General features: G+C 72.4%; 24 protein-coding genes. 12 read left to right on the forward strand and 12 right to left on the reverse strand.

Annotated elements, in window-relative coordinates; genetic code table 11:
• Positions 1–15 precede the first annotated feature (15 nt).
• Positions 16–309 (reverse strand): hypothetical protein, encoded by a 294-nt coding sequence (locus KUM49_RS32895; RefSeq protein ID WP_217240692.1) that lies wholly within the window; start codon positions 307–309, stop codon positions 16–18.
• Positions 310–479: 170 nt separating this feature from the next.
• Here KUM49_RS32895 and KUM49_RS32900 point away from each other — a divergent pair, with 170 nt between their 5' ends.
• From KUM49_RS32900 to KUM49_RS32910, 3 genes are read left to right on the forward strand one after another with little or no spacing between them, the layout of a single operon-like run.
• On the forward strand, positions 480–1,691 hold the full coding sequence (locus KUM49_RS32900) for a hypothetical protein (RefSeq protein ID WP_308406850.1): 1,212 nt from the start codon (positions 480–482) through the stop codon (positions 1,689–1,691).
• Positions 1,688–3,253 (forward strand): substrate-binding domain-containing protein, encoded by a 1,566-nt coding sequence (locus KUM49_RS32905; protein ID WP_217240610.1) that lies wholly within the window; start codon positions 1,688–1,690, stop codon positions 3,251–3,253. The genes KUM49_RS32900 and KUM49_RS32905 overlap by 4 nt, the downstream gene beginning before the upstream one ends.
• Positions 3,240–3,989, forward strand: a complete 750-nt coding sequence (locus KUM49_RS32910) for a hypothetical protein (protein ID WP_217240611.1) — start codon at positions 3,240–3,242, stop codon at positions 3,987–3,989. Before KUM49_RS32905 ends, KUM49_RS32910 begins: the two co-directional genes overlap by 14 nt.
• A gap of 60 nt (positions 3,990–4,049) precedes the next feature.
• Here KUM49_RS32910 and KUM49_RS32915 read toward each other — a convergent pair whose 3' ends face one another.
• From KUM49_RS32915 to KUM49_RS32935, 5 genes are all read right to left on the reverse strand, one after another.
• On the reverse strand, positions 4,050–5,060 hold the full coding sequence (locus KUM49_RS32915; RefSeq protein WP_217240612.1) for an LLM class F420-dependent oxidoreductase: 1,011 nt from the start codon (positions 5,058–5,060) through the stop codon (positions 4,050–4,052).
• A 92-nt stretch (positions 5,061–5,152) separates the two neighbouring features.
• Positions 5,153–5,986: a DUF5336 domain-containing protein gene (locus KUM49_RS32920; protein ID WP_217240613.1), complete on the reverse strand. Its 834-nt coding sequence runs from the start codon at positions 5,984–5,986 to the stop codon at positions 5,153–5,155.
• A gap of 159 nt (positions 5,987–6,145) precedes the next feature.
• Complete coding sequence (locus KUM49_RS32925; protein ID WP_217240614.1) at positions 6,146–7,108, reverse strand: N-acetylmuramoyl-L-alanine amidase; 963 nt, start codon at positions 7,106–7,108, stop codon at positions 6,146–6,148.
• A gap of 97 nt (positions 7,109–7,205) precedes the next feature.
• The gene (locus tag KUM49_RS32930; protein ID WP_217240615.1) at positions 7,206–7,856 is read right to left on the reverse strand and encodes a class I SAM-dependent methyltransferase; all 651 of its coding nucleotides are present in this window, start codon (positions 7,854–7,856) and stop codon (positions 7,206–7,208) included.
• 138 nt (positions 7,857–7,994) lie between these two features.
• Positions 7,995–9,734 (reverse strand): MFS transporter, encoded by a 1,740-nt coding sequence (locus KUM49_RS32935; protein ID WP_217240616.1) that lies wholly within the window; start codon positions 9,732–9,734, stop codon positions 7,995–7,997.
• 190 nt (positions 9,735–9,924) lie between these two features.
• Here KUM49_RS32935 and KUM49_RS32940 point away from each other — a divergent pair, with 190 nt between their 5' ends.
• The 5 genes from KUM49_RS32940 (at position 9,925) to KUM49_RS32960 (ending at position 15,902) form a co-directional block, all read left to right on the forward strand.
• Positions 9,925–11,352, forward strand: a complete 1,428-nt coding sequence (locus KUM49_RS32940; protein ID WP_217240617.1) for an MFS transporter — start codon at positions 9,925–9,927, stop codon at positions 11,350–11,352.
• Between the two features lie 173 nt (positions 11,353–11,525).
• Positions 11,526–12,650, forward strand: a complete 1,125-nt coding sequence (locus tag KUM49_RS32945; protein ID WP_217240618.1) for a bifunctional 2-polyprenyl-6-hydroxyphenol methylase/3-demethylubiquinol 3-O-methyltransferase UbiG — start codon at positions 11,526–11,528, stop codon at positions 12,648–12,650.
• 301 nt (positions 12,651–12,951) lie between these two features.
• Positions 12,952–13,809, forward strand: coding sequence for a MaoC/PaaZ C-terminal domain-containing protein (locus tag KUM49_RS32950; protein WP_217240619.1), 858 nt, complete (start codon positions 12,952–12,954; stop codon positions 13,807–13,809).
• 68 nt (positions 13,810–13,877) lie between these two features.
• Positions 13,878–14,954, forward strand: a complete 1,077-nt coding sequence (locus tag KUM49_RS32955; RefSeq protein WP_217240620.1) for a Zn-dependent alcohol dehydrogenase — start codon at positions 13,878–13,880, stop codon at positions 14,952–14,954.
• A gap of 9 nt (positions 14,955–14,963) precedes the next feature.
• On the forward strand, positions 14,964–15,902 hold the full coding sequence (locus tag KUM49_RS32960; protein WP_217240621.1) for a 3-oxoacyl-ACP reductase: 939 nt from the start codon (positions 14,964–14,966) through the stop codon (positions 15,900–15,902).
• A 131-nt stretch (positions 15,903–16,033) separates the two neighbouring features.
• On the opposite strand, the gene KUM49_RS32965 is transcribed toward KUM49_RS32960, so the two are convergent.
• Both KUM49_RS32965 and KUM49_RS32970 read right to left on the reverse strand, forming a co-directional pair.
• Positions 16,034–16,204: a hypothetical protein gene (locus tag KUM49_RS32965; RefSeq protein ID WP_217240622.1), complete on the reverse strand. Its 171-nt coding sequence runs from the start codon at positions 16,202–16,204 to the stop codon at positions 16,034–16,036.
• A 95-nt stretch (positions 16,205–16,299) separates the two neighbouring features.
• Positions 16,300–17,544, reverse strand: a complete 1,245-nt coding sequence (locus KUM49_RS32970; RefSeq protein WP_217240694.1) for a hypothetical protein — start codon at positions 17,542–17,544, stop codon at positions 16,300–16,302.
• A gap of 187 nt (positions 17,545–17,731) precedes the next feature.
• Between KUM49_RS32970 and KUM49_RS32975 the strand changes: the two genes are divergently transcribed.
• The 3 genes from KUM49_RS32975 to KUM49_RS32985 are packed head-to-tail and all read left to right on the forward strand — an operon-like array spanning position 17,732 to position 20,968.
• Positions 17,732–18,598 (forward strand): Nif3-like dinuclear metal center hexameric protein, encoded by an 867-nt coding sequence (locus tag KUM49_RS32975; RefSeq protein ID WP_217240623.1) that lies wholly within the window; start codon positions 17,732–17,734, stop codon positions 18,596–18,598.
• Positions 18,595–19,338, forward strand: a complete 744-nt coding sequence (locus tag KUM49_RS50365; RefSeq protein ID WP_217240695.1) for a zinc ribbon domain-containing protein — start codon at positions 18,595–18,597, stop codon at positions 19,336–19,338. The genes KUM49_RS32975 and KUM49_RS50365 overlap by 4 nt, the downstream gene beginning before the upstream one ends.
• Before the next feature lie 31 nt (positions 19,339–19,369).
• A complete protein-coding gene (locus KUM49_RS32985) occupies positions 19,370–20,968 on the forward strand; it encodes a bifunctional RNase H/acid phosphatase (protein WP_217240624.1) in 1,599 nt (532 codons plus the stop codon).
• Here KUM49_RS32985 and eda read toward each other — a convergent pair.
• Both eda and yaaA read right to left on the reverse strand, forming a co-directional pair.
• Positions 20,943–21,578, reverse strand: coding sequence for a bifunctional 4-hydroxy-2-oxoglutarate aldolase/2-dehydro-3-deoxy-phosphogluconate aldolase (eda, locus tag KUM49_RS32990; RefSeq protein ID WP_217240625.1), 636 nt, complete (start codon positions 21,576–21,578; stop codon positions 20,943–20,945). The two genes, KUM49_RS32985 and eda, sit on opposite strands and share 26 nt — an antisense overlap.
• A gap of 102 nt (positions 21,579–21,680) precedes the next feature.
• Positions 21,681–22,484: a peroxide stress protein YaaA gene (gene yaaA / locus KUM49_RS32995; protein ID WP_217240626.1), complete on the reverse strand. Its 804-nt coding sequence runs from the start codon at positions 22,482–22,484 to the stop codon at positions 21,681–21,683.
• A 301-nt stretch (positions 22,485–22,785) separates the two neighbouring features.
• Here yaaA and KUM49_RS33000 point away from each other — a divergent pair, with 301 nt between their 5' ends.
• Complete coding sequence (locus KUM49_RS33000; protein WP_217240627.1) at positions 22,786–24,228, forward strand: RNB domain-containing ribonuclease; 1,443 nt, start codon at positions 22,786–22,788, stop codon at positions 24,226–24,228.
• On the opposite strand, the gene KUM49_RS33005 is transcribed toward KUM49_RS33000, so the two are convergent.
• Positions 24,170–24,784 carry a hypothetical protein gene (locus KUM49_RS33005; RefSeq protein ID WP_217240628.1) on the reverse strand — a complete coding sequence of 205 codons (615 nt, stop codon included), beginning with the start codon at positions 24,782–24,784 and terminating at the stop codon, positions 24,170–24,172. The genes KUM49_RS33000 and KUM49_RS33005 overlap by 59 nt on opposite strands.
• Positions 24,781–25,533, reverse strand: coding sequence for a MerR family transcriptional regulator (locus KUM49_RS33010; RefSeq protein ID WP_217240629.1), 753 nt, complete (start codon positions 25,531–25,533; stop codon positions 24,781–24,783). The genes KUM49_RS33005 and KUM49_RS33010 overlap by 4 nt, the downstream gene beginning before the upstream one ends.
• Between the last annotated feature and the right edge of the window lie 78 nt (positions 25,534–25,611).

Raw genomic sequence — 25,611 nt, forward strand, 5'->3', positions numbered from 1 at the left:
CGTCCGTGGGCCCGCTCAGTGCCGGTGTACGCGGTTGGCGATGGCGTGGCCGACGAAGAGGTAGACGACCGCGGCCAGGCCGTAGCCGGCGACGACCCTGGCCCAGGCCTCGTCGAAGGTGAAGAGGTCGTGGGACCAGCCGGCGAGCCAGCGGGCGGCGTCGTGGATGAACTGCACGAAGTCGTTCGCGCGGTTCGCGTCCATCAGATACATCAGGATCCACAGGCCCAGGATGAAGGCCATGATGTCGGCGACGACGGCGATGATCGTGCCGGCCTGGTTGGAACCGTTGCGATATCGAGGGGACATGCCCATCGGGTTGCCGCTCAACCCTGAATGAAACCTCAACCGGCCTGACCGGGCACGTCGTGGGCGTTCATCGTGCAGGTTCCTTACGTTCAACTGGCGTTCGATCTATGGTCGTTCGGGGGTAAGGGGCGTCGTCGACGATCCTGGCCCACCCTGGGGGGAGGACGCCGGTGTCCGCGAACAGACCCGCTCCGCTGGAGCCTCGTCTGGCCGTCACCAGACCCGCGCGCGGCCGCCTGCGCAGAGCCATGGCGGTCGCGCTGCCCGTCCCGGTCCTCGGCCTGGTGCTGCTGATGACGTCGGGACATCTGTTACTGCCGATGCAGAACGTCGTCACCATCGAGGCCAAGATGGCCTCCAAGCGGGACTTCTTCGAGGACCCCGAAGTCGAACGGCTGCTGCTGAAGCACGGCTTCAGGGTGCACATCACCCGCATGGGGTCCCGGGAGATCGCCAACCAGGACATCAAGGGCTACGACGTCGTCTTCCCGTCCGGCCAGCCCGCCGCCGACCTGATCACCCGCGAGCGTGCGGCGGCCGACCGCCCCGTGACGAACTACCGCCCCTTCGTCAGCCCCATCGTGCTGGCCACCTACCGGGGGTACGCGGAGGCCCTGCGAGGCGCGGGCGTGGCCGAGCGCCTGCCCGGCCCGGGCGGCCGGCATCTCTACTACACCCTGGACATGGCAAATTTTCTCAAGCTGACCAGGTCCGGGAAACGCTGGGACGACATCGGCATCTCCCGGCAGGGCGTCCGCAACGGCAACAAGATCCTCGCCCAGACCTCCGACATCTGCGAGGCCAACTCCGGCGCCACCTACCTCGGCCTGGTCGCCTTCGTGGAGGGCGACAACGACGCCCCGGACACCGAGGCGGAAGCGGAGGAACTCGCCGGCCGTATCAAGCCCCTCCTCGTCGAACAGGGCCTGCCCTCCTCGGAGAAGGCCGAGACCTACCTGTCCGCCGACGGCAAGGGCATCTCACCGATCGCGGTGATCTACGAGCACCAGTTCCTGGCCCACCAGATCCAGTACGAGGCCGAGCACGGCACCCCGGACACCGAACGCGTCCTGCTCTACCCCTCCACCCGCTTCGTCACCGAGCCCCAGCTCGTCGCCCTCACCCGGGACGGTGACCGGCTCGGCGACCTCGTCGCCAACGACCCCGAACTCCAGCACCGCGCCATGGAGTTGGGATTCCGCGTGCGTGACGCCGGCAGCGACGCGACCGGCGATGGGCTGGCCGGCTTCCTCGGCGAGCGGAACATCCCCGCACCCGTCACCTCCGCCGACGACACCAAGGCCGTACTGCCCCGGCTGCCCCTGCTGGAGCGGATGATCCAGATCGTCGGCGACTGCCCGCCCGCCGAGGGCGCCGAGTGAGGGGCAGCGCAGCACTTCTGACGGTGTGCACGGTCCTGGTCGCCACCCTGCTGTCCGCCTGCACCGGCGACGGCGACGGCGAACGCGTCCGGCTGCGCGTCCTCGCCAGCCCCGATCTCGCCGTACTCGCCCCGCTCCTCGAAGAGTTGGCGGACGAGACCGGCGTCGAACTCGACCTCGACCCCCTGGCCGACGCGGAGACCCGGCCCGCCGCGTCCCGCACCGGATACGACCTCGCCTGGCTCTCCTCCGACCGCTATCTGCGGCTGCGTGACAAACGGTCCACCCAGGGGATGCAGCGCACGCCGACCATGACGTCCCCCGTCGTCATCGGCCTCACCCCCGGCACCGCCCGCACACTGGCCGCGGGCGTGCCCGGCTCCCGGCTCACCTGGGCGGACGTCGCCGACGCCGCCGCGCAGGGCGAGGTCCGCTTCGGCATGGCCGACCCCCGCAACGCGGGCAGCGGGCTCGCCGCCCTGGTCGGCGTGGCCACGGCCGCCGCCGGCACCGGCGCCGCCCTGCGCACCGAGGACGTCTCCTGCGACCGGCTGCGCGGCTTCCGCTCCGGCCAGACACTCACCGCGGCCACCTCACCCGACCTCGTCGACTCCTACGTCACCCACCAGGACCGGGCCGACGCGCTGATCGCGTACGAGTCCGACCTGCTCGCCCTCAACGCCTCGGGGCGGCTGAAGGAGAAACTGACAGTCGTCCGCCCCGAGGACGGCTTGGTCCTGTCCGACTTCCCCCTCCTCCTGCTCGACCCGTCCCGCCGCGCCGCCTACGACAAGGTCACCGAGTGGCTGCGGCGCGACGCCGTGCAGGAGAAGATCATGCACAGCACCCAGCGCCGCCCGGTCAGCGCCACGGTGCCCCGGGACGCCCCCCTGCGCGCACCGATCGGCAACGCCCTGTACTTCCCCGACCAGCCGGCCGTACTGGACCGTCTGCTGGCGGACTACGGCGACCCGAAGCACCGCACCGCAGGCCAGGTCGTCTTCCTGCTCGACTTCTCGGGCTCGATGCGCGGCCCCCGGATGGCCGCCCTGCGCGAGGCGTTCGCCGGGCTCAGCGGGGCGGACGCCTCGGTGACGGGGAAGTTCACCCGCTTCTACCAGGGTGAGCGCCTGACCGTCGTACGGTTCGGCGGTCGTGTCCTGGAGGAGAGGACGGTCACCGTCAACGGCCCGGAGGACCTGGACGCCCTCTCCGACACCGTCGCCCGCGGCGGTTACGGCGACGGCACCGCCGTATGGTCCGCCCTCGACCACGGCTACCGCACCGCCGCCGACGCCGTCGCCGCCGACCCAGGACGTTCCGTCTCCGTGGTCCTGATGACGGACGGCGAGAACAACGCGGGCCTGTCCTACCCGGAGTTCGTACGCCACTACGAGGCGCTGCCCGACGCGGCGCGCGACGTCCCCACCTATTCCATCCACTTCGGCGAAGCCGACGCGGGCGAACTGCGACGCGCGGCGGCGAGGACCGGCGGGCGGATGGTGGACGCCGACGACTCGTCCCTTTCCGAGGCATTCAAGGAGATCCGTGGCTGTCACTGATGGACTGTGGTGGAGCGTGTGGTGGCCGTGGATGACGCTCTGGCTGGTGACGGCAGCGGGCCTCGTGGTGCTCGCCGTCGTCCTGCTGATCCACGCGCGCGAGGCCCGCCGACGGGCGGCGGCCCGGCAGACGGCGTACAGCATCTGCTTCTACCTGGACGGGAAGTCCGTCATGGACCTCTACCAGGTCAGCCACTACAGCGAGGCGCTCGAACAGGCGGTGGAGCACCGCACCAACGTCAACACCAGCGTCGGCTTCCTCGGCAAGCTCATGCCGTGGACCGTCAAGGCCGGCCGGGACGTCACCCAGGAGAAGTTCACCAAGTACGTCCAGAAGAACGAACCCATCAACGTCATAGGGATGTTGATGGACGCCCTCGACCGGGCCGACGCCATCGTCCACGCCGACCTGCGCACGGGCAACGTACGGCCCAACCGGGCTCTCACCGACGCCCTCGACGGCGACACCCGGATCGCGCTGAGCGACATCGACGAGTTCGTCTCGGTGCGGGGCCGCTTCCTGATGGACCCGGACACCTCGCAGGGCATCGTCCTGCGCGCCGCGTACAGCGATCCGCAGGAGCCGCCGTACGTCAGGGTCGTCGGCGCCCGCGAGGGCCTGCGGCGCGAGACCATCCCGGAGGGCACCTTCACCGCCCGCTGCCTGGGCAAGATGACCGGCTGGCGGCAGGACACCGGCGAGGTGACGCTGGAGGCGATCGCGATCTTCCGGTAGCGGGCGACGGGCGTCGGGTGACCGGCGGCGGCCAATCGCTGGCCGCCGACCGCCGACCGGTCAGGAGTTGAGCTCGGCGAGCACCCGCAGCGTGTGCCGGTCCGGGTTCATCGCCAGCAGGTCCGTCACCGGCCCCTTGCGCCACGACTCCAGCCGTTCCGCGATGCGTTCGCGCGGTCCGACCAGGGAGATCTCGTCCGCGAACGCGTCCGGCACGGCGAGCACGGCCTCCTCCCGGCGGCCGGACAGGAACAGCTCCTGGATCCGCCGGGCCTCCTCCTCGTACCCCATGCGCGCCATCAGGTCGGCGTGGAAGTTGCGGGCCGCGTGCCCCATCCCGCCGATGTAGAAGCCGAGCATCGCCTTGACGGGGAGCAGCCCTTGGGCGACGTCGTCGCAGACCCTCACCTGCGCCATGGGCGCCACGAGGAAGCCCTCGGGGAGGCCGGCCACCGCCTCCCCGTACACCTCGGGCCGGCTCGGCGACCAGTACAGCGGCAGCCAGCCGTCGGCGATCCGGATCGTCTGCGCCACGTTCTTCGGCCCCTCGGCGCCGAGCAGGACCGGGAGGCCGGGGCGGAGGGGGTGGGTGATGGACTTGAGCGCCTTGCCGAGGCCGGTGCCGTCGGCGCCCCGGTAGGGGTGGGAGTGGAAGCGGCCGTCCAGCTCGACCGGCCCCTTTCGCCCGAGGACTTGGCGGACGACATCGACGTACTCCCGGGTCGCGGTCAGCGGCGACCTCGGGAACGGGCGGCCGTACCAGCCCTCGACGACCTGCGGGCCGGACAGCCCGAGCCCGAGCATCATGCGGCCCCCGGAGAGGTGGTCCAGGGTGAGGGCGTGCATGGCCGTCGTGGTCGGGGAGCGGGCCGCCATCTGGGCCACCGCCGTACCGAGCCTGATGCGGGAGGTCTGCGCGGCGATCCAGGTCAGCGGAGTGAACGCGTCCGAGCCCCACGACTCGGCCGTCCACACGGAGTCGTACCCCAGCCGCTCCGCCTCCTGCACGAGCGGAACATGGTCCGGGTCGGGGCCGCGGCCCCAGTAGCCGAGGGTGAGACCGAGCCGCATAGCTGCCTCCTGATGGGGCGTCAGCCAAGGGGCGACTGTACGACAACGGCCCCCCGCCCGGAAGGGCGAGGGGCCGCACGTCGACAACGGGATCAGCCGCGCTGGATCCCCGAGGTGTCCTGCAGCACGCCACGACGACCGTCCTGGGTCTGCGCGACCAGCGCCCCGCCGCGCTGCTCGACCGCCAGGTACCAGGTACCGGGGGCGAGTTCGGCGATCGGTGCCGACGAGCCGTCCTCCGCGAACAGCGGCCGCGGCACCGGCACGGCGAACCAGAACGGCGAGAATTCCGGCGCCGGCGGCTGAGCCTGCGCCTGCTGCGGCGGCTGAGGCTGCTGCGGCTGCGCGCCGAAGGGCTGACCGGGCTGCGGCTGGGCACCGTACGGCTGCTGCTGCTGCTGCTGCGGCTGGGCGCCGGGGTAGCCGTAACCACCGGGGGGCTGGGCGCCGTAGGGCTGGGGGGCGGCCGGCTTGGGGGCGGGGATGAGGGCGGCCTGCAGGGCGGGGACCAGGGGGGTGGCGACGGCGGCGCCGGCCAGCAGCAGCGCGCCGATCAGGCCGAGGATGAGGCCGCTGCCGGTGCTGATGTCCGCTCCACCGAGATCGTCGCTGAAAGCGCCCAGCGGGTCGATGATCGTCCAGAACGAGGTCCATGCGGCGAAGATCGCCAGTGCGACACCCAGCTGCCCCAGGTCGAGCCCGACGACCTTGCGCGGCTGCGGGAGTGCGCGGGAGACGACGATCAGGGCCGCCCCGATGATGCCACCGATGTACAGGCTCATCACCAGGCCGAGGTTTTCCCAGGCGTTGGGGATGTCGCCGCCGCCGCTGTCGCTGGAGTACGTGTCGAGGAACGACGCGATGAACAGCAACACCGCTGCTCCGATCACCACGCCGTCGCCTCGAGTGAGGGAGCGGATATTCACTTCAGGGTCCTTCGTAGGTCGTCTCGTCGTCGGTAGAGGCGTCGCTGTCACCATGTCGCCGTCAGGCCCTGGTGTGAAGCGCGGGGGTGGCCCCTCATCGTAGGGACGACACTATCGTCCGCCAGAACAGGGTGTCCGCCCGGATCAGCGCACCGATCACTACCCGCGCAGGAAACTCACGATTCCCTCAGAGATCCCTTGCGCCGCCTTCTGCCGCCACGCACCACTGGTCAGCAGTGCCGCGTCCTTGTTATCGCGCATGTTGCCGCACTCGACGAACACCTTGGGAACCGTTGACAGATTGAGACCGCCCAGGTCTGTGCGGGTGTCGAGTCCGGTGCCGTCTCCGATGTAGTTGGAGGGCGCGCTGCCCGTGGCGCGTACGAAGTTGCCCGCGATGCGCTCGCCGAGTCCGCGCGAAGGGCCCACGATCGCACGGGTGTCGGCGGCGCCCGCGTGCACGCTCCCCGGCAGGATGACGTGGAAGCCGCGGTTGCCGGCCGCGGAGCCGTCCGCGTGGACCGAGACGACGGCGTCCGCGTGCGCCGCGTTGCCGATCCGGGCGCGCTCGTCCACGCACGGGCCGTAGGGCCGGTCGCCGTCCTGGGTCAGTTTCACCGTGGCGCCCTGAGCCTGGAGGAGCGTGCGCATCCGGTGGGCGACGTCGAGGGTGAACTCGGCTTCCGCGTAACCGGAGTTGGTGGCCGTCCCGGTGGTGTCGCACTCCTTCGTGTTCGTGCCGATGTCCACCTTGCGGTTGATCTCGGCGGTGTGCCGGAAGTTGCCCGGGTTGTGGCCCGGGTCGATGACGACGACCTTGCCCTTGAGGGGGCCGGTGGCGGCGGGCGCGGAGGTGGTGGGGGCCGCGCTCGGGGCCGGCTGCTTGGCGTCGTCGGGGGCGGAGGACGTCGGCGCGGACGTCCTCGGGGAGGCCGACGCGCTCGACGACGAGGGTGTCCCGACCGCCCCCGCCGATGCTCCTGCGTCGGATCCGCCCACCGCCTCGTACACCAGCCAGCCGAGCAGCGCGCCCGGCACGAGTGCGGCGACCGCGACGGTCAGGGGGCCGCGCCGAGAGCGGCGGGGCCGGGGAGGTTCGAAATCCGGGCCTACGTACGACACGACTGCCACCTTACGGGCCGGCCACCTGCTCCGCTGACCCTGGCACGCGACGGAGCAGGGGCCCTTGGAGCGGTGCGGCGGCGTTCGTGGACCGGGGTCAGAGTCCTGGCCCGGTGCGCCTCAGCACCCGCAGGGAGTCCGTCACCGAGACCTCGGTGAAGGCACCGGACGCCAGGGCCCGGAGGTAGAGGCGGTACGGGGCCTGGCCGGTGAACTCGTCCACCGGGTCGGGGAACACGTCGTGGATGACGAGCAGCCCGCCCTCGGCGACATGGGGCGCCCAGCCCTCGTAGTCGGCGTTCGCGTGCTCGTCGGTGTGGCCGCCGTCGATGAAGACCAGGCCAAGGGGGGTGCCCCAGACCTTGGCGACCTGCGGGGAGCGGCCGACCAGCGCCACCACGTGCTCCTCAAGACCGGCGCGGTGCAGCGTGCGGCGGAAGGTCGGCAGGGTGTCCATCAGGCCGATCTCGCTGTCGACCGTCTCCGGGTCGTGGTACTCCCAGCCCGGCTGCTGCTCCTCGCTGCCCCGGTGGTGGTCGACGGTGAGTGCCGTGACGCCGGCCTCGCGGGCCGCGTCGGCGAGCAGGATCGCGGACCGCCCGCAGTACGTGCCCACCTCGAGGAGCGGCAGGCCGAGCCGCCCGGCCGCCATGGCCGCCGCGTACAGGGCAAGCCCCTCACCGGCGGGCATGAACCCCTTCGCGGCCTCGAAGGCGGCCAGGATCTCGGGCTTGGGGGCCGCGGGCATGGGGGTCCTTTCGGTCGTACGTCCTTCCGGGCGCCCATGGTGCACCACGCCCCCCGTCCTGACGCACCACACCCCCCGTCTCGTGGGCGACGGGGGGTGTGGTGCCTCATCAGGAGAGGGGGGCGTGCGGGGGGATCGTCAGGCGGAGACGGTCTCGCCCGGCAGCGACAGGTCCAGGGCGACCGCGCGCTCGTCGCCCGCGTGGGTCGCCGCGGAGGCGAGCGGGCCGTGTCCGGCGGCTTTGGCTGCCAGGACGTACGGGCCCTGGGCCGGGACGGCGAGGGTGTAACTGCCGTCCTCGGCGGAGAGGGTCGCGCCGGCCTGGCGGCCGCGGCGGTCGATCAGGGTGACCTTGGCTCGGGCGACGGGGGTGCCGGCGGCGTCCAGGACCCGGCCCCGGAAGCCGCGCAGCATTTCCTCGGCGCGTTCGAGCACCGCGTCCTCCTCGCTGCTCGCGCGCAGCTGCGGCTTGGCCGCCGGGCGGTTGCGGGGCAGGAGGAGCGCCATGACGAGACCGACGGCCACCGCGCCGGTCGCGATCAGGAAGGAGACGCGGAAGCCGTGCATGGTGGGGATCGCGACGCCGTTCACGTTGTTCGCGGTGTTGGCGAGGACCATGCCGATGACGGCGCTCGACACCGACGTACCGATGGAACGCATCAGCGTGTTCAGGCCGTTCGCGGCGCCCGTCTCCGACGCCGGGACCGCGCCGACGATCAGCGCGGGCAGCGAGGAGTAGGCGAGGCCGATGCCCGCGCCCAGGATGACGGCGATGACGAGGCTCTGCCAGGGGGCGCTCATCAGGCCGAGGCCGGCGCCGTAGCCGATCGCGATGATCAGCATGCCGAGGATCAGGGTGACCTTGGGGCCGTACTTGGCCGACAGGCGGGCGTAGACGGGGGCCGTGACCATCATGGTCAGGCCGAGGGGTGCGACGAGCAGGCCCGCCACGACCATCGACTGGCCGAGGCCGTAGCCGGTGGACTTGGGCAGCTGGAGGAGCTGGGGCAGGACCAGCGAGACGACGTAGAACGAGACGCCGACCATGATCGAGGCGAGGTTGGTGAAGAGCACCGCCGGGCGGGCCGTGGTGCGCAGGTCCACCAGGGGGGCCTTCAGGCGCAGCTCCATCACGCCCCACAGGACGAGCACGACGGCCGAGGCGGCGAACAGGCCGAGGGTGGTGGCCGAGGTCCAGCCCCAGTCGCTGCCCTTGGTGATGGGCAGGAGGAAGAGGACGAGGCCCGCGGAGAGGCCGATCGCGCCGAGGACGTCGAAGGTGCCCTTGGCGCGCATCGGGGACTCGGGCACGACGAGGAGGGTGAGCGCGATGGCGAGGGCGCCGAGGCCGGCGGCACCGTAGAAGAGGGCGTGCCAGTCGGCGTGCTGGGCGACCAGGGCCGCGGCGGGCAGGGCGAGGCCGCCGCCGACGCCGATCGAGGAGCTCATCAGGGCCATCGCCGAGCCGAGCTTCTCGCGGGGCAGCATGTCGCGCATCAGGCCGATGCCGAGCGGTATCGCGCCCATCGCGAAGCCCTGGAGGGTACGGCCCGCGATCATCGTGAGCAGGTCGCTGGTGAGGGCGCTGACCAGCGCGCCGACGACCATCACCGAGAGGCTGAAGATCAGCATGCGCCGCTTGCCGTACAGGTCGCCGAGGCGGCCCATGATCGGGGTGGCGACGGCGCCGGAGAGCAGGGTCGAGGTCAGCACCCAGGTGGCGTTGCTCGGCTCGGTGTCCAGCAGTTGCGGCAGGTCCTTGATGACCGGCACGAGCAGGGTCTGCATCACCGCGACCACGATGCCCGCGAAGGCGAGCACCGGGACCACGGCGCCGCTCGCTTTGCGTACGGGCTGGTCGGTCGACGTGTGCGTCATGGAGTGGGGCCTCCAGGCCGGTGGTTCGGATGGTCCCGTGCGGGATGCGTGCAGGGTGAACCCCGTGCGCCTGGGCAACTATTCCAGTGCTTCGGCGTCCTAACGATTTCTTTGTCTTCTCTTGGGACTAGGGGGGACTGGGTGGGACCAGGCCGAAATGCCGATGCAGGGGGAGCGGGTGGTTGAGAGCATGACAGCCATGCTCGGAGCCGCTGACGTCACCGTGTCCCCTCGCCGTACCGCGCCGCCGACCTGGCTGGTCCTCGCGCTCGCGTGTGCCGGACAGTTCCTGGTCGTGCTCGACGTGTCCGTCGTGAACGTGGCACTCCCGTCGATGCGGGCCGACCTGGGGCTGAGCCAGCAGGGGCTCCAGTGGGTGGTCAACGCCTACGCCATCGCCTTCGCCGGGTTCATGCTGCTCGGCGGGCGGGCCGGTGACCTCTACGGCCGCAAGCGGATGTTCCTGGTCGGGCTCGGCCTGTTCACCGTGGCCTCGCTGGCCGGCGGACTCGCCCAGGAGGGCTGGCAGCTGCTGGTGGCGCGCGCCGCGCAGGGGCTCGGTGCGGCGGTGCTCGCGCCCTCGACGCTGACGATCCTCACGTCCGCCGTCCCGGAGGGTGCCGCACGCGCGCGTGCCATCGCGACCTGGACGGCGGTCGGCGCGGTCGGCGGGGCTGCCGGCGGGCTGGTCGGCGGGGTCCTGGTGGACGTCCTGTCGTGGCGGTGGGTGCTGCTGATCAACGTGCCGGTGGGGGTGGTGGTGCTCCTCGGCTCGGTGGTGTGGCTGGTCGAGGGAAGGGCGGGGGACGGACGGCGACTCGACCTGCCGGGCGCGCTGCTGGTGACGGCCGGGCTCGCCACCCTGGCGTACGGCATCTCGCAGACCGAGGCCGAGGGGTGGACGGCGGCGGCCGCCCTGGTACCGCTGCTGGCCGGGCTCGCGCTGATCGGGTGCTTCCTCGCCGTCGAGGCCCGTACGGCGGCACCGCTGATGCCGCTCGCACTGCTCAGGGTGCGGGCCGTGGCGTCCGCCAACGTGGCGATGTTCCTGTGCGGCTCCGCCATGTTCTGCATGTGGTTCTTCATGACGTTGTACGCGCAGAACGTGCTCGGCTACTCGCCGCTGGACGCCGGTCTCGCGCTGGTGCCGAGCTCCCTCGCCGTGGTCGTCGGCTCCAAGCTCGCGCCGCGGTTCATGCGGCGGGCCGGGGCGCGTGCCGTGGCGGTGCTCGGGACCCTGGTCGCGGTCGCCGGGTTCGGCTGGCAGTCGACGATGACCGTGGACGGGGCGTACCTCACCACCATCATGATCCCGGGCATCCTGATGATGCTGGGCGCGGGCCTGGCCGCGACGCCGCTCGCCGCGCTGGCCACGGCGGGGGCGGCACCGGGGGAGGCCGGGCTGGTGTCGGGGCTGGTCAACACCTCGCGCACGATGGGCGGTTCGCTGGGCCTCGCGGTCATGTCGACGATCGCGGCGGCCCGCACGGCCGGGCGCGGCTCTCCCGAGGCGCTGACGGAGGGGTACGCGCTGGCGTTCCGGGTGGGGACCGGGGTGCTGGCCGGCGGGGTGGTGCTGATGCTGCTGTGGCTGCCGCGGAGGGCCGCCGCGGAGTGAGGCCGGGTGGGTGAGGCCGGGTGGGGTGGAAACGGCGAGGGCCGTGGCCTCCACGGCGGTGGTGGAACTCGTTGCCGCATAAGCGGATGATCGTTGAAAAACCCGGACGAATTGCCCAGTATCGCCACCATCACCGCGGTTCCACCGTGCAGGACGCTCAGAAGGGCGGACCCATGACCACCTCAGGTGACCACCGGCGCGGCGGCGAAGTGCCCTGGAGCGCCGAGGAACTGTCCGAGGAGATCTTCCGCGGTCTGCTGTCCACGCTGGAGATCTTCAACATGTACGTCGGGGTGCGCGCGGGGCTCTACGAGGCGCTGGCGGCCCACGACACACTGACCCCCGACGAGCTGGCCGAGGCCGCCTCGATCCATCCGAGATACGCCCGCGAATGGCTGGAGCAGCAGGCCGTGGCCGGGGTGCTGGAAGCGCCGGACCACGCCCAGGAGGGCCAGGGCAGCGACTCCTACCACCGGCGCTTCCGGCTGCCGGCCGAGCACCGCCGGGTGCTGACCTCGCCGGACGACCCCCTCTACCTCGCGGCGGGGCCGCTGTTCATGCTCGGCGTCGCGGAGGCGGTCCCGCATCTGCTGGCCGCGTTCCGGACGGGTGAGGGCGTGCCCTACGCCCGCTACGGTCGCGACACCCGGGAGGGCATCGCCGGCCTGAACCGGCCGATGTTCCGCAACGACCTCGTACGGTCCTGGCTGCGGGCGATGCCGGACGTGCTGGAGCGGCTCGCCGTGCCCGGCGCCCGGATCGTCGACCTCGGCTGCGGGGTCGGCTGGTCGACCCTCGCCATGGCGGAGGCGTTCCCCGCCGCCCGCATCACCGGGGTCGACCTGGACCCGGCCTCGATCGAACAGGCCCTGGGCAACGCGGCAGAGGCGGGGCTCGCCGAGCAGGTGGAGTTCTCCTGCGGCGACGCGGCCCTGCTGGAGTCGTCCGGTGCGGTGGAGCTGGTGACGGTCTTCGAGGCGCTGCACGACATGGCCGACCCGGTGGCCGCCCTCAAGACGGCCCGCGGGCTGCTGGGCCCGAGCGGTGCCGTGCTGATCGGCGACGAGAAGGTGGAGGACCGCTTCGCCGCTCCCGGCCCGGAACTGGAGCGGTTCAACTACGCCTTCAGCGTGCTGCACTGTCTGCCCGCGACCCGCGCCGAGAACGCGCGGGTGGAGGCGGGCACGGTCCTGCGGGCCGACACGGTGGCGGCGTACGCCCGCGAGGCCGGGTACGCCGACTGCGAGGTACTGGACGTCGACCATGACCTGTGGCGGTTCTACCGGCTCGGGGGGTGAGGCGCCGGGGTGCCGGGGCGGTCGAGGGGAGGGGTCGGCGTACCTGTGATGGCAGGGGGCCGCCGTACCGGTGGCGGCAGGGGGCCGACTCACGCGCAGGCACGACGATCCGGGCGCCGGGGAGGCGCCCACCCGGCCCACCTGACACCCCGTCAGGAGCCTTCACAACTGTGGGGCGCTGGGCTATACAGGGGTCGCCGGACTGGAACGCGTTCTAGGTCGGCCCCGTGTCGACCTCGGTGCGGCCGACGGTGCGGACAGCCGCACCGAGGTCTCTGAGCCCTCAGGAGCAGGGAGCCCCATGCCCATCGACGCAGCCAAGGCCCTGGCCGCCGAACCCCGTTCCGGCGAGATCGCCTGGACCGCGAAGGACGTCCAGCTGTATCACCTGGGCATCGGCGCGGGCATCCCCGCCACCGACCCCGACGAGCTGCGCTACACCCTGGAGTCCCGGCTGCACGTCCTGCCGAGCTTCGCCACCGTCGCGGGCGCCGGCTCGCCCGGGGTGATCAGCGGTCTGTCCATGCCCGGCGTCGACGTCGACCTGGCCCGCGTCCTGCACGGCGGCCAGAGCCTGGAGATCCACCGCCCCCTGCCGGTCGAGGGCACGGCCACCGCGACCTCCCGCATCGCCGGCGTGTACGACAAGGGGAAGGCGGCCGTCCTCGTGATGCGCACCGAGGTCGCCGACGCCGACGGCCCGCTGTGGACCAACGACGCCCAGATCTTCGTCCGCGGAGAAGGCGGCTGGGGCGGCGACCGCGGCCCCTCGGCCCGCCTCGAACCGATCGACGCCGAGCCCGACCGCGTCGTCGAGCGGCCCGTCCGCGAGGACCAGGCCCTGCTCTACCGCCTCTCCGGCGACCGGAACCCGCTGCACGCCGACCCGGAGTTCGCCAAGGTCGCCGGGTTCGAGCGGCCCATCCTGCACGGGCTGTGCACGTACGGCATCACGCTCAAGGCGGTCGTCGACACGCTGCTCGGCGGGGACGTGACCCGGGTGCGCGGGTACGCCACCCGGTTCGCCGGGGTCGTGTACCCGGGCGAGACCCTGCGCGTGCGCATGTGGCGGCGGGAGGGGGTCGTGCGGGTCGCCGTGCACGCGGTCGAGCGGGACGACGCCCCGGTCCTCGCCGACACCGTCGTCGAACACTCCTGAGCCACCGAGCCAACGGCCACCGAGCCAACGGGTCACCGAGCCACCAGCCTCTCGAGGGGAGCCGCACCATGCGCGCAGCCGTACTGCACGAGATCGGCCAGGACAAGCTGGAGGTCCTCGACGACGTCGAGGCGGTGGGCTTCGGCCCCGGCAGGGCGAGGATCCGGGTGCGGGCCACCGGGCTGTGCCACTCGGACCTGTCCGCGATGGGCGGCGTACTTCCGCAGCCGGCGCCGTTCGTGCCCGGCCACGAGGGCGCCGGGGAAGTCCTTGACGTGGGGGAGGGCGTCAGCCACGTGAAGCCCGGCGACCGGGTCGTCGTCTGCTGGCTGCCCGCCTGTGGTGTCTGTCCCGCCTGCAAGCGCGGCCAGACCCAGCTGTGCCTGGCCGGTTTCATGAACGCGGGCACCCCCAACTTCAGGCGCCCCGGCGGTGACCTCTTCGGCTTCGCCGGCACCGGCACCTTCGCCGAGGAGGTCGTGGTCGACGCCGGCTGTGCGGTGCCGATACCCGACGACGTGCCCTTCGACATCGCCGCGCTCATCGGCTGCGGGGTCACCACCGGACTGGGGGCGGCGCTCAACACCGCCGACGTGGAGGCGGGTTCGTCGGTCGCCGTCATCGGCTGCGGCGGGGTCGGCATCTCCGCGATCCAGGGCGCACGCCTCAAGGGTGCCGCAGAGATCGTCGCGGTCGACCCGGTCGGCTCGCGCCGCGAGTCCGCGCTCCGGTTCGGGGCCACCAGGGCCGTCTCGCCCGACGAACTGGCCGACGCCAAGCAGCAGGTCACCGCCGGTGAGGGCTTCGACTACGTCTTCGAGGTCGTCGGCCGCTCCGCCACCGCCCGCACGGCGTACGACACCACGCGGCGCGGCGGCACCCTGGTCGTCGTCGGCGCCGGCGCCATGGACGACTACCTCCAGCTCAACATGTTCGAGCTGTTCTTCGACGAGAAGCGGATCCTGCCGTCCATGTACGGCGGCGGGGACGTCCTGCGCTCCTACGAGCGGACCATCGCCCTGTGGCGGGCCGGCCGCGTCGACCTGGACGGCCTGATCACCCACCGGGTGCCGCTGAGCGAGATCAACGAAGCGCTCGACCAGATGCGGACGGGGACGGCTCTGCGCACCTGCATCGAGATCTGAGGGACCGGTATGTCACTGCCACTCGAAGGGCTCTGTGCCATCGTCACCGGCGCGGGCCGCGGCCTCGGCCGGGCCGAGGCGCTGGAACTGGCCCGGCTCGGCGCGGCCGTCGTCGTCAACGACTTCGGGCAGCCCGGCCGGGACGGCTCGGGCGAAGCCTCCACCGCCCCCGCCGAACAGGTCGCCGCCGAGATACGAGCGGCGGGCGGAAGGGCGCTGGCCCACACCGGGGACGTCTCCGACTTCCGACAGGCCGGTGAACTGGTCGAGTCGGCGACCGGCGAGTTCGGCCGGCTGGACATCCTGGTCAACAACGCGGGCATCCTGCGCGACCGCATGGTGTTCTCCATGACCGAGGACGAGTGGGACGCGGTGATCCGCGTCCACCTCAAGGGCCACTTCAACACCACCCACTTCGCGGCCGCGCACTGGCGCGAGCGGTCCAAGGCGGTGGGCGGGCCGGTGTACGGGCGGATCGTGAACACGTCGTCGGAGGCGTTCCTGGCCGGGTCCGCCGGCCAGCCCAACTACGCGGCGGCGAAGGGAGGCATCGTCGGGCTCACCACGTCGACGGCCCTCGCGCTCGCCAAGTACGGCGTGACCGCCAACGCCATCTGCCCGCGCGCCCGCACCCGGATGACCGAGGACGTCTTCGCCGGGTTCCAGCAGCCCGCCGACGGCCTGGACCCTCTCGCCCCCGAGCATGTCGCCCCGCTCGTCGGCTACCTGGCCTCGCCCGCCGCCGCACGGGTCAACGGCCAGCTGATCGTCGTACACGGCGGCATGGTGGCGATCGTCGAACGGCCGCGCGTACAGGCCAGGTTCGACAGCAAGCAGGACACGTTCACCTACGACGAACTGGACGCGCTGCTCACCCCGCACTACGCGCAACGGCCACAGGGGGAGACCTTCGCGGCGGCGGAAGTGCTGGGACTGCGGCGCTCGTGACGCTGGGCGGGCCGCGTTGGGCGGTCCACCGGCGTTCAGGCCCCGATGTCCCAGTCGTCATGTAACGCGACAGTCCCCGGCATCAGGCGATGCCGGGGACTGTCGAAAGAAGCCGAGTGCCTGAGGCTTCGTCAGGCCGCGTGTTCGGTCTGCGTCTGCTCGACCGGCCTGCGGTGACGGCCGCGGGGGGCCGCCTGGCCCGCCTCGCCGTCGTGCTGCGCCGAAACCGGACCCCGGTGCCGGCCGTGGCCGGTGGACTCCTGGACGTCGGCAGTGTGCTGGTTCGTGCTGGCGTCACTCATCGGAAAACTCACCCCGTCAACATGATCTTTCAAACAGCCGGGCGAGTTTAACCGGCGGCCCACACCCCGAATCCAGGCGGCCACGCCAACCGGCACTACTTCGTTACAAGACGCCCAAGGGGCGCCTCCTGAAGGGGCACAGGACGCAGTACGGCGGGGGCCGGAGGGTCCGCTTCCGACGGCTCGCCGGACGCCGCGGAGAACCCCTCCGACGTCGCCTCCGAAGCCGTACCGTCCCGGACCGGACCCTCCGCCCCCGTGCCCCCCATACCCCCCGAGCCCTCCGCTCCCCCCGTCGCCCCCATGTCCCCCTCGTCCCCCGAGGGCGCCGCCACCCGCGCCACCCCGCACGGTGCCTCGGCCGTCGCGTACGGCAGGTGGAGCACCCCGTCCCCGGTCCAGAGACCCGCGCCCGCCAGCCACCCCTGGGGCGGCGGCAGGTGGTACATCCGGCGCTGCGCGGGCCTCCACACCCCGACCCAGCTGCCGACCGGGCCGTCGACCCGCAACGCCACCGCGCAGCTCTCCGGCATCAGCACCTGCCCGGGCTGGATGGCGAACGGCGTGACCGTGCAGTCGGGCACCCGCAGGCACTCCGGAAAGCGCACCGGCAGGGTGCTGCCCAGGACCCCCCAGCCCAGCCGGCCCTGCCCCGGCGACGGCGCGTCCGAGCGGATCAGCAGCAGTCCGCTGTCCGGGTCGGCGAGCAGCAGCCGGTCGTCGCTGTCCGCCGCGATCTGGAGCAGCGGCGAGACCTCGCCGCCGCGCTCCAGGTCGACCACGACGGCCTTCGTACGGCCGTCGGCCTCCCGGTCCAGGGCCAGCATCCGACCGGCGTGGTCCAGCCACGCCCCGCCCGAGCAACGCCCCGGGACCTCCGCGAGGTGCTCCGGCCCGAAGGCGCCGCCCGCCACCTGCCACACCGCGCTGGAGCTCCGGCCCACGGCGACGGCGTACGCCTTCTCGCCACCCGGCGCCGGCGGCAGCAGCCGCAGCCGGGTGCCCTCGTCGGGGCACTCGACCGCGCCCAGCGGCAGCTCGCCGGTGTCGGGGCCGGTCGGATAGAGGAGCGAGAAGGTGTGCCGTCCGCCCGCGAGCCGCCGGATGAGGACGCGTCCGTCGCCCATCGGCTGGACCTCGGTCCCGGGCTCCTCCGGCTGGTTGCCCGGCAGCGGCACCGCGTACGGCTCGGGGCCGTCCAGCGTCCAGCGCTCCGGGAACCAGGAGTCGCCGTCCTGCGTGAGACGGGCGGCATAGGCACCGTCCGCCGTGATGGCGCACTCCGGCCGCGTGGCACCATCCGCGTCTTCCGCCGGGGGCTCGATCGCACAGGCCGTCATCGTCTGGTCACCTCCGGCCACGAAGCTAGTTTTCGTACGCACACACGGGGGACCGGCGAGCCGTCACTTCACACAAAGGTGTGGCCCAGGAACGATTCGCCTGAGGAACCCGGGGCGACTGTGCTGAGCGGGGGGACCGGCGGCGGCGCCGGTTCAGTGGCGGAGAACAGACAGGTAGCCTTTCCTCGTGCCCCGTCTGTCTGAAGTCATCACCGCGCTGGAGAACCTGTGGCCCGCCGCGCGGGCCGAGTCCTGGGACGCGGTCGGCACCGTCGTGGGCGACCCCGACCAGGAGGTCACGCGGGTCCTGTTCGCCGTCGACCCGGTCCAGGAGATCGTCGACGAGGCGGTGAAGCTGGGCGCCGGCCTGCTGGTCACCCACCACCCCCTCTACCTGCGCGGTACGACCACGGTCGCGGCCTCCACCTTCAAGGGCCGCGTGGTGCACACGCTGATCAAGAACGACATCGCGCTGCACGTCGCCCACACCAACGCGGACAAGGCGGACCCGGGCGTCTCCGACGCCCTCGCCGGCGCGCTCGACCTTCGCGTCGTACGCCCCCTGGTGCCGGACCCGACCGATCCGTCCGGCCGCCGAGGCCTGGGCCGCATCTGCGAGCTGGACCACCCGCTGTCCTTGAGGGACTTCGCCGCCCGCGCCGCCGAGCGACTGCCCGCCACCGCGCAAGGCATCCGGGTGGCGGGCGACCCCGAGGCCGTGGTGCGCACGGTCGCCGTGAGCGGCGGCTCGGGCGACAGCCTGTTCGACGACGTCCGCGCGGCCGGCGTCGACGCCTTCCTCACCGCGGACCTGCGCCACCACCCGGCGTCGGAGTTCGTGGCAGGGCACACCCACAGTCCCCTCGCGCTGCTCGACGCGGCACACTGGGCCACAGAGTGGCCCTGGTGCGAGCTGGCCGCCACGCAGCTCGACGAGATCTCCGACCGCAACGGATGGGGCCTTCGCGTCCACGTCTCCAAGACGGTCACCGACCCTTGGACCGCCCACGCGGCGTCCGTCACCACCAATGAAAACCTGGGAGCCCCCAACTGAACGCCGAGCCCGCCGACCAGATCCGCCTTCTCGACGTCCAGGACCTCGACGTCCGTCTCCAGCAGCTCGCGCACAAGCGCAGGTCGCTGCCCGAGCACGCCGAGATCGAGGCGCTGACCAAGGACCTGACCCAGCTGCGCGACCTCCTCGTGGCCGCGCAGACCGAGGAGAGCGACACCGCCCGCGAGCAGATCAAGGCCGAGCAGGACGTGGACCAGGTGCGCCAGCGCGCCGCCCGCGACCAGCAGCGCCTCGACTCCGGCGCGGCCACCTCCCCCAAGGACCTGGAGAACCTGCAGCGCGAGATCGCCTCCCTCGCCAAGCGGCAGGGCGACCTGGAGGACGTCGTCCTCGAGATCATGGAGCGCCGCGAGTCCGCGCAGGAGCGGGCCGCCGAGCTGACCGAGCGGGTCGCGTCCGTCGAGTCGAAGATCGAGGACGCGACGGCCCGCCGGGACGCCGCCTTCGAGTCCCTCGACGGCGAGGCGGCGACGGCGACGAAGGAGCGCGAGGTCATCGCCGGCACGATCCCCGCGGACCTGCTCAAGCTCTACGACAAGCTGCGCGCCCAGCAGGGCGGCGTCGGCGCGGCCAAGCTCTACCAGCGCACCTGCCAGGGCTGCCGCCAGGAGCTCGCGATCACCGACTTCAACGAGGTCCGCGCGGCGGCGCCCGACACGGTCGTCCGCTGCGAGAACTGCCGCCGCATCCTGGTGCGTACGTCCGAGTCGGGTCTCTAGGACCACGGTGATCCGGTAAGGGGCTTGGGACGTGCGGGAGTTCATCGTCGAGGCCGACGGCGGGTCACGGGGCAACCCGGGGCCCGCGGGCTACGGATCCGTGGTGATCGACGCGGCGACGGGGGAGACCCTTGCCGAGGCGGCCGAGTACATCGGCGTCACCACGAACAACGTGGCCGAGTACCGGGGGCTGGTGGCCGGCCTGCGCGCCGCGCACGGACTCGACCCCACGGCCAAGGTCCACGTCCGCATGGACTCCAAGCTCGTCGTCGAGCAGATGTCGGGCCGCTGGAAGATCAAGCACCCCGACATGAAGCCACTCGCGGCGGAGGCGGCGCGGGTCCTTCCGGCCTCCCAGGTGACGTACGAGTGGATCCCCCGCGAGCAGAACAAGCACGCGGACCGGCTGGCCAACGAGGCGATGGACGCGGGCAAGCGGGGCGAGCAGTGGGTGGCGTCGGCATCCACGGCGGAGCTGGACGCGGCCGATGCGCGCTCGGCCGCGGCTCACCGGGCAGCGGCTCGCCCGGCGGTCCTTGAGCCGTCCGAGCCGTCCGGGCCGCCCGGAGACGCGGCTGCGGGCGCGGCGCGTGCGCGTGCCGCGATGGCCGGCGCGTCCTCTCCGGCCGGGCCTCCTCCCTTCGCCGCCGCTGCCTCGTCACCCGTCCTGTCCTCCCGCCGCGGAGCGGCGGACTCACCCGGCCGCGGAGCCGCGAAGGCCGAGGGTGACGCAGACGCCGATGTGCGGGGCGGGGGTGTGGCGGTAGGTGGCGGTGGCGTGACGGTCGACGGTCGGACGGAGGTAGCCGACGGCGGTGTCGAGGCCGGCGGCCGGCCTGCGGCAGCTGCGGACGTGTCATCTTCGGCCGAGCGTCCTCCCCTCGCCACCGCCCTGTCCTCCAGCCGCGGAGCAGCGGAGTCACCCGGCGGTGGAGCCGCGAAGGCCGGTGCCGATGTGCGGGCCGCGCAGGTCGTGGCCTCGCCCGGGTGGGGTGCGGCCGACATGGGGGCGCCTGCCACCTTCGTGCTGCTCCGGCACGGGGAGACGCCGCTCACGCCTCAGAAGCGGTTCTCCGGGAGCGGCGGGAGCGACCCCTCCCTCTCCGACATCGGGCGGGACCAGGCGGAGCGGGTCGCCGCGGCGCTCGCCCGGCGCGGCACCATCCAGGACATCGTCGCCTCGCCCCTCGCCCGCACCCGCGAGACCGCCGCAGCCGTCGCCGCCCGCCTCGGTCTCGAGGTGAGCGTCGACGAGGGCCTGCGCGAGACCGACTTCGGTTCCTGGGAGGGCCTGACCTTCGGAGAGGTCCGCGAGCGCTTCCCGGACGACCTGAACAAATGGCTGGCCGACCCGGAGGCCGAACCCACCGGCGGCGGCGAGAGCTTCGCGGCCACCGCCACCCGGATCGCCGCCACCCGCGACAAGCTGGTCGCGGCGTACGCGGGCCGCACGGTCCTGCTCGTCACCCACGTCACGCCGATCAAGACGTTCGTACGACTCGCCCTCGGCGCCCCGCCCGAGTCCCTCTTCCGCATGGAACTCTCGGCGGCCTCCCTGTCGGCGGTGGCGTACTACGCGGACGGCAACGCCAGCGTCCGGCTCCTCAACGACACGTCCCACCTGCGCTGAGCCCGGCGGCCCCACGGGCCAGCTCCTCGATCCGCCCCCAGTCCCGCGCCGCCACAGCGTCCGCCGGAAGCATCCAACTCCCGCCCACACAGCCGACGTTGGGCAACGACAGATACTCCGGCGCCGACTCGATCCCGATTCCGCCGGTCGGACAGAACCGCGCCTGCGGCAAGGGCCCCGCCAGCGACCGCAGATAGGCCGTACCGCCCGCCGCCTGCGCCGGGAAGAACTTCATCTCCCGCACCCCGCGCTCCAACAGCGCGACCACCTCGGACGTCGTCGACACCCCCGGCAGGAACGGCACCCCGGACGCCCGCATCGCCTCCAGCAGTACGTCCGTCCAGCCCGGGCTCACCAGAAAACGCGCCCCGGCCCCCACCGCCCGCGTGACCTGCGCCGGCGTCAGCACGGTGCCCGCGCCGACCACCGCCCCGGGCACGTCCCCGGCGATCGCCCGGATCGCGTCGAGCGCGGCGGGCGTCCGCAGCGTCACCTCGATCGCGGGCAGCCCCCCGGCGACCAGCGCCCGGGCGAGCGGCACGGCGTCGGAGGCGTCGTCGATGACGACGACGGGCACGACGGGCGCGAGGTCCAGGAGTGACGGGGCCATGGCGTCATCCTGCCCTCGGCATGCAGCATGCGCAAAGGTCGTTGCGCATGCTGCAATGGGTGGCTGTGGCTGTGGCTGTGGCTTGGCAGTTGGGCTGGCAGCTCAGTGGACCTCGTCCACCAGCACATCGAGCGCCCAAGCCGTCGTCCCCGTCCCCGTCCCCGCTTTCGCCTTCGCGGGCGCTTCCGCCTCCACCACGTACCCGAGGTCCCGAAGCACCGTCACCAGCTCCGCCGGATCCCTGGGCGCGATCCCGGCCGACAGCAGACTCCGGACGATCCGCCCCTTCGTCGCCTTGTTGAAGTGGCTGACGACCTTCCGGGTCGGCGCGTGCAGCACCCGTACCGTCGCCGTCCGCCCGGCGACCTCACCCTTCGGCTTCCACGCGGCCGCGTACGCCGAGGACCGCAGGTCCAGCACCAGCCCGGCCCCGGCCACCTCCGGAAGCGCGGACGCCATCGCCGTGCGCCAGTGCGCGCCCAGCGCCCCGGTCCCGGGCAGCTTCACGCCCATCGAGCACCGGTAGGAGGGGATGCGGTCGGTCACCCGGACCGCGCCCCACAGCCCGGAGAAGACGAGCAGCGACCGGGCGGCGCGCCTCTTGGCGGCGGCGTCCAGGGACGCCAGGCCGAGGGCGTCGTACAGCACACCCGTGTAGATCTCCCCGGCGGGCCGCGCCCCCGCCGTCCGCAGCTCCGCGTTCTTCGCGACCTCGCCCTTCAGCCCTTCGCTCAGTCCGAGCACGTCGCGCGCCTTGTCCTCGTCACCCACGCACAGCTCGACCAGCTCGTCCAGTACGGCCTCACGGGCGGCGGTGAGCCCCGGCAGCGACAGCGACTCCAACTTCAGCGGGGCGCCGCGGCCGGAAGAGGCCTTGCCTTCGGAGGGCGGCAGCAGGACAAGCACGGGATCGATCTCCTTCGGTTGAGCTCCGCAACAGCGTACGGCGTGCCCCCGAGCCGCCCCCGCCCGTAGGGCCTGCCCGGCGGATCCTCTCGAAGACGCGGGGCTTGGCACGCCCATCTGCCGCGTTGTCGTCAGTCGCCGACTCCCCCACGCTCGAACAACCTCGCGCGGGGGGACCCCCATCGCGTCGACTCCTTCCTCCGCCTTGCAGCTGCACGCACCAAGCCCCGCTCGCCTGCGCTTATCAGGCATCGCGGCTTTCCCCCGAGCTGATCCGCCGGACAGGCCCTACGCTCGCTGTATGCCCCGCCGCCACATCCGCGTGTCCGGTGCCCCCGAAGCCCCCCTCCGGGCCGCCCTCACCGCACTGCGTTCAGAACTCGGCGTGCCCGAGAGCTTCCCGCCCGAGGTGCTGGCCGAGGCCGAGCGATCGGCGAAGGCGCCCGCCCTCCCCGCGTACGACGCCACCGACCTTCCCCTGTTCACCATCGACCCGCCCGCCTCCACCGACCTGGACCAGGCGATGCACCTGTCCCGGCACGGCACCGGCTACCGCGTCCGGTACGCCATCGCCGATGTCGCCGCCTTCGTCGTGCCCGGCGGGGCCGTGGACACGGAGGCCCACCGTCGGGTGACCACGCTCTACTTCCCCGACGGGCGGGTCCCCCTGCATCCGCCCGTGCTCAGCGAGGGCGCCGCCAGCCTCCTCCCCGACCAGGTCCGCCCGGCCGCGCTGTGGACGATCGACCTCGACGCGGACGGCCGTACGCTCGCCGTCGACGTCCGCCGGGCCCTCGTCCGCAGCCGGGCCAAGCTCGACTACGCGGCCGTACAGAAGCGGATCGACTCCGGCACCGCCGAGGAGCCGCTGGCGCTGCTCAAGGAGATCGGCGAGCGGCGCGAGGCGCTGGAGGCCGAACGCGGCGGCATCTCACTCAACGTCCCCGAGCAGGAGATCGTCGACCAGGACCACACGTACGAGCTGACATACCGCGCCCCACTCCCCGCCGACGGCTGGAACGCCCAGATCTCCCTGCTCACCGGGATGGCGGCGGCCGACCTGATGACCGCGAACGGCACGGGCATACTCCGCACCCTCCCTGCCGCCCCCGACGGCGCGGTCGGCCGCCTCCGCCGTACCGCGCACGCCCTGCACATCGACTGGCCGCACCACGTCTCGTACGCCCACCTGGTCCGCTCCCTGGACCCGCACCGCCCGCACCACGCGGCCTTCCTCCAGGAGTGCACGACCCTCCTGCGCGGAGCCGGCTACACCCCCTTCCGGGGCGGTGCCCTGCCGGACATCACCACGCACGCCGCCGTCGCCGCCCCCTACGCCCACTGCACGGCCCCGCTCCGCCGCCTCGTCGACCGCTACGCGTCGGAGATCTGCCTGGCGGCCGTCGCCGGCGACGGCCCGCCCGAGTGGGTGCTCGCCTCGCTCGACGTACTGCGCAAGGAGATGGCCGACGGCACCCGGCGCGCGGGGGCCGCCGAGCGCGGGTGCGTCGACATCGTGGAGGCCGCACTGCTCAAGGGCCGGGTGGGGGAGGAGTTCGACGGGTGGGTGGTGGACGTGGAGGAGCGCCAACCCACGGTCGGAACGGTGCAGTTGGAGGCACCGGCGATCATCGCCCGCATCGAGGGCGAACACCTTCCCCTGGGGGAACGCCTGCGGGTACGCCTCACGCAGGCCGATCCGGAAGCGGACGCCCCGTCGAAAGTGCTGTTCGCGCCTGCTTGATCGCGCGTACGAGACCGTCGGCGTCCTCGGCGTGGAAACGCACGAGGTGGATGTCCCGGCGACGGCCGAGGGACGTCAAGTGCTGTATGGGCTCGGCGAGTTCGAGAGTGACGGAGGTCTGCGCGCCCACGGCGAGGTCGAGTTGACTGTCGGCACGCTGATGGCTGGCCCGCAGCTCACGGCGTACGTCCGCGATGGTCTCCAGAGGAACGCGCAGATCCACGTGGACGCCCCGGCGGATCCGCAGCGAACCGGCGTCGAGCACATGCGGCCGCACCACGTTCGCCGCGTGCAGTCCGACGACGAAGAGAATGGTGTACAGGTCAAGGGCGAGCCACACCCGATGCACGACCGGATAGTCGCGCAGCAGCACGGACATCGTGAGCGTCTCGACCACACACACGAACGCGAAGCCGAACATCATCGCGCCCTGCCCGCGCGCGTACCCGAAGGCCCGCCCGCCGTCGCCGGTGCCGTGGGTCCTCCGGCCCGCCCACAGGACAAGACTCACCAGCATCCTCAGCTCGTGCCGGACGAGCACGCCCACGGTCCTCATCGGTCCCTGCCCTCGGTCAGGATCCGCAGCGTCCGGCGGATCGCCTCGGCCTGGGCGGGAGCGAAGTCCGCGTAAAGGGCCCGAAGAAAACTGTCGTCGTGATCGATGTCGGCCTCCGGCAGCAACTCGGCGGGCAGGCAGTCGACGAGGGCACGGGCGGCCTCGTCCACGCGGGGGTCGGACGGGTCGGCGTCGGCGAGCGCGTCGAGCAGCGCGTAGGCGGCACGGGCCCGTTCCACGCCCCCAGGGGTGGTGAAGGTACTGCCCAGCAGGCCGATCAGCTGCTCCCGGGCCTCCGGTGTCGCCGAGGTGTCGATGAGAGCGAGGATCTCGCGGTCCTTGGCCGCCATGGGCGAGTCGGAGACGTCCCCCACCTCGCTGAGCAGCGCCGCGAGCTCCGGCGAGACCGGCCCCTCGGCAGGCAGCGAACCCTGCTCGACGAGCCCGCGCAGCCGGGCACGCTGCTCCCGGATCGCCGCCTCCTGCCGGGCCAGATCCTCGTCGAGCTCGGTGAGAACCTCGACGAGATCCTTCCCGGCATCCTCGGCGAGCACGTCCCGCACCTCCGCGAGCCCCAGCCCGAGCTCGGTGAGCCGCCGGATCCGGGCGAGCACGACGGCATGCCGCAGCGTGTAGTCCCGATAGCCGTTGCCGAGCCGCTGGGGCTCGGGCAACAGGCCGAGATGGTGGTAGTGCCGAACGGCCCGGGTCGTGACCCCGACCGCGGCGGCAAGTTCTCCGATCCGCATGGGACCAGTACAAACGCTGACGCTGCGGCAGGGTCAAGGACGCGGGCCGGCGCCTTCTCGTACAGGTGATCTTCCGCA

Source organism: Streptomyces sp. AC555_RSS877, assembly GCF_019049245.1.
Taxonomy (GTDB): Bacteria; Actinomycetota; Actinomycetes; order Streptomycetales; family Streptomycetaceae; genus Streptomyces.

What these genes read in the sequence shown, in the direction of transcription:
- KUM49_RS32895 (WP_217240692.1), bottom strand. Translation starts at nt 309, where the DNA reads ATGTCCCCTCGATATCGCAACGGTTCCAACCAGGCCGGCACGATCATC.
- KUM49_RS32915 (WP_217240612.1), bottom strand. Translation starts at nt 5,060, where the DNA reads ATGCGGCTCGGTCTCACCCTCGGCTACTGGGGCCGCGGCCCCGACCCG.
- KUM49_RS32930 (WP_217240615.1), bottom strand. Translation starts at nt 7,856, where the DNA reads ATGCCCGCGGCCCCCAAGCCCGAGATCCTGGCCGCCTTCGAGGCCGCG.
- KUM49_RS32935 (WP_217240616.1), bottom strand. Translation starts at nt 9,734, where the DNA reads ATGACGCACACGTCGACCGACCAGCCCGTACGCAAAGCGAGCGGCGCC.
- KUM49_RS32940 (WP_217240617.1), top strand. Translation starts at nt 9,925, where the DNA reads ATGACAGCCATGCTCGGAGCCGCTGACGTCACCGTGTCCCCTCGCCGT.
- KUM49_RS32945 (WP_217240618.1), top strand. Translation starts at nt 11,526, where the DNA reads ATGACCACCTCAGGTGACCACCGGCGCGGCGGCGAAGTGCCCTGGAGC.
- KUM49_RS32950 (WP_217240619.1), top strand. Translation starts at nt 12,952, where the DNA reads ATGCCCATCGACGCAGCCAAGGCCCTGGCCGCCGAACCCCGTTCCGGC.
- KUM49_RS32955 (WP_217240620.1), top strand. Translation starts at nt 13,878, where the DNA reads ATGCGCGCAGCCGTACTGCACGAGATCGGCCAGGACAAGCTGGAGGTC.
- KUM49_RS32960 (WP_217240621.1), top strand. Translation starts at nt 14,964, where the DNA reads ATGTCACTGCCACTCGAAGGGCTCTGTGCCATCGTCACCGGCGCGGGC.
- KUM49_RS32965 (WP_217240622.1), bottom strand. Translation starts at nt 16,204, where the DNA reads ATGAGTGACGCCAGCACGAACCAGCACACTGCCGACGTCCAGGAGTCC.
- KUM49_RS32970 (WP_217240694.1), bottom strand. Translation starts at nt 17,544, where the DNA reads ATGACGGCCTGTGCGATCGAGCCCCCGGCGGAAGACGCGGATGGTGCC.
- eda (WP_217240625.1), bottom strand. Translation starts at nt 21,578, where the DNA reads ATGGCCCCGTCACTCCTGGACCTCGCGCCCGTCGTGCCCGTCGTCGTC.
- KUM49_RS33000 (WP_217240627.1), top strand. Translation starts at nt 22,786, where the DNA reads ATGCCCCGCCGCCACATCCGCGTGTCCGGTGCCCCCGAAGCCCCCCTC.
- KUM49_RS33005 (WP_217240628.1), bottom strand. Translation starts at nt 24,784, where the DNA reads ATGAGGACCGTGGGCGTGCTCGTCCGGCACGAGCTGAGGATGCTGGTG.
- KUM49_RS33010 (WP_217240629.1), bottom strand. Translation starts at nt 25,533, where the DNA reads ATGCGGATCGGAGAACTTGCCGCCGCGGTCGGGGTCACGACCCGGGCC.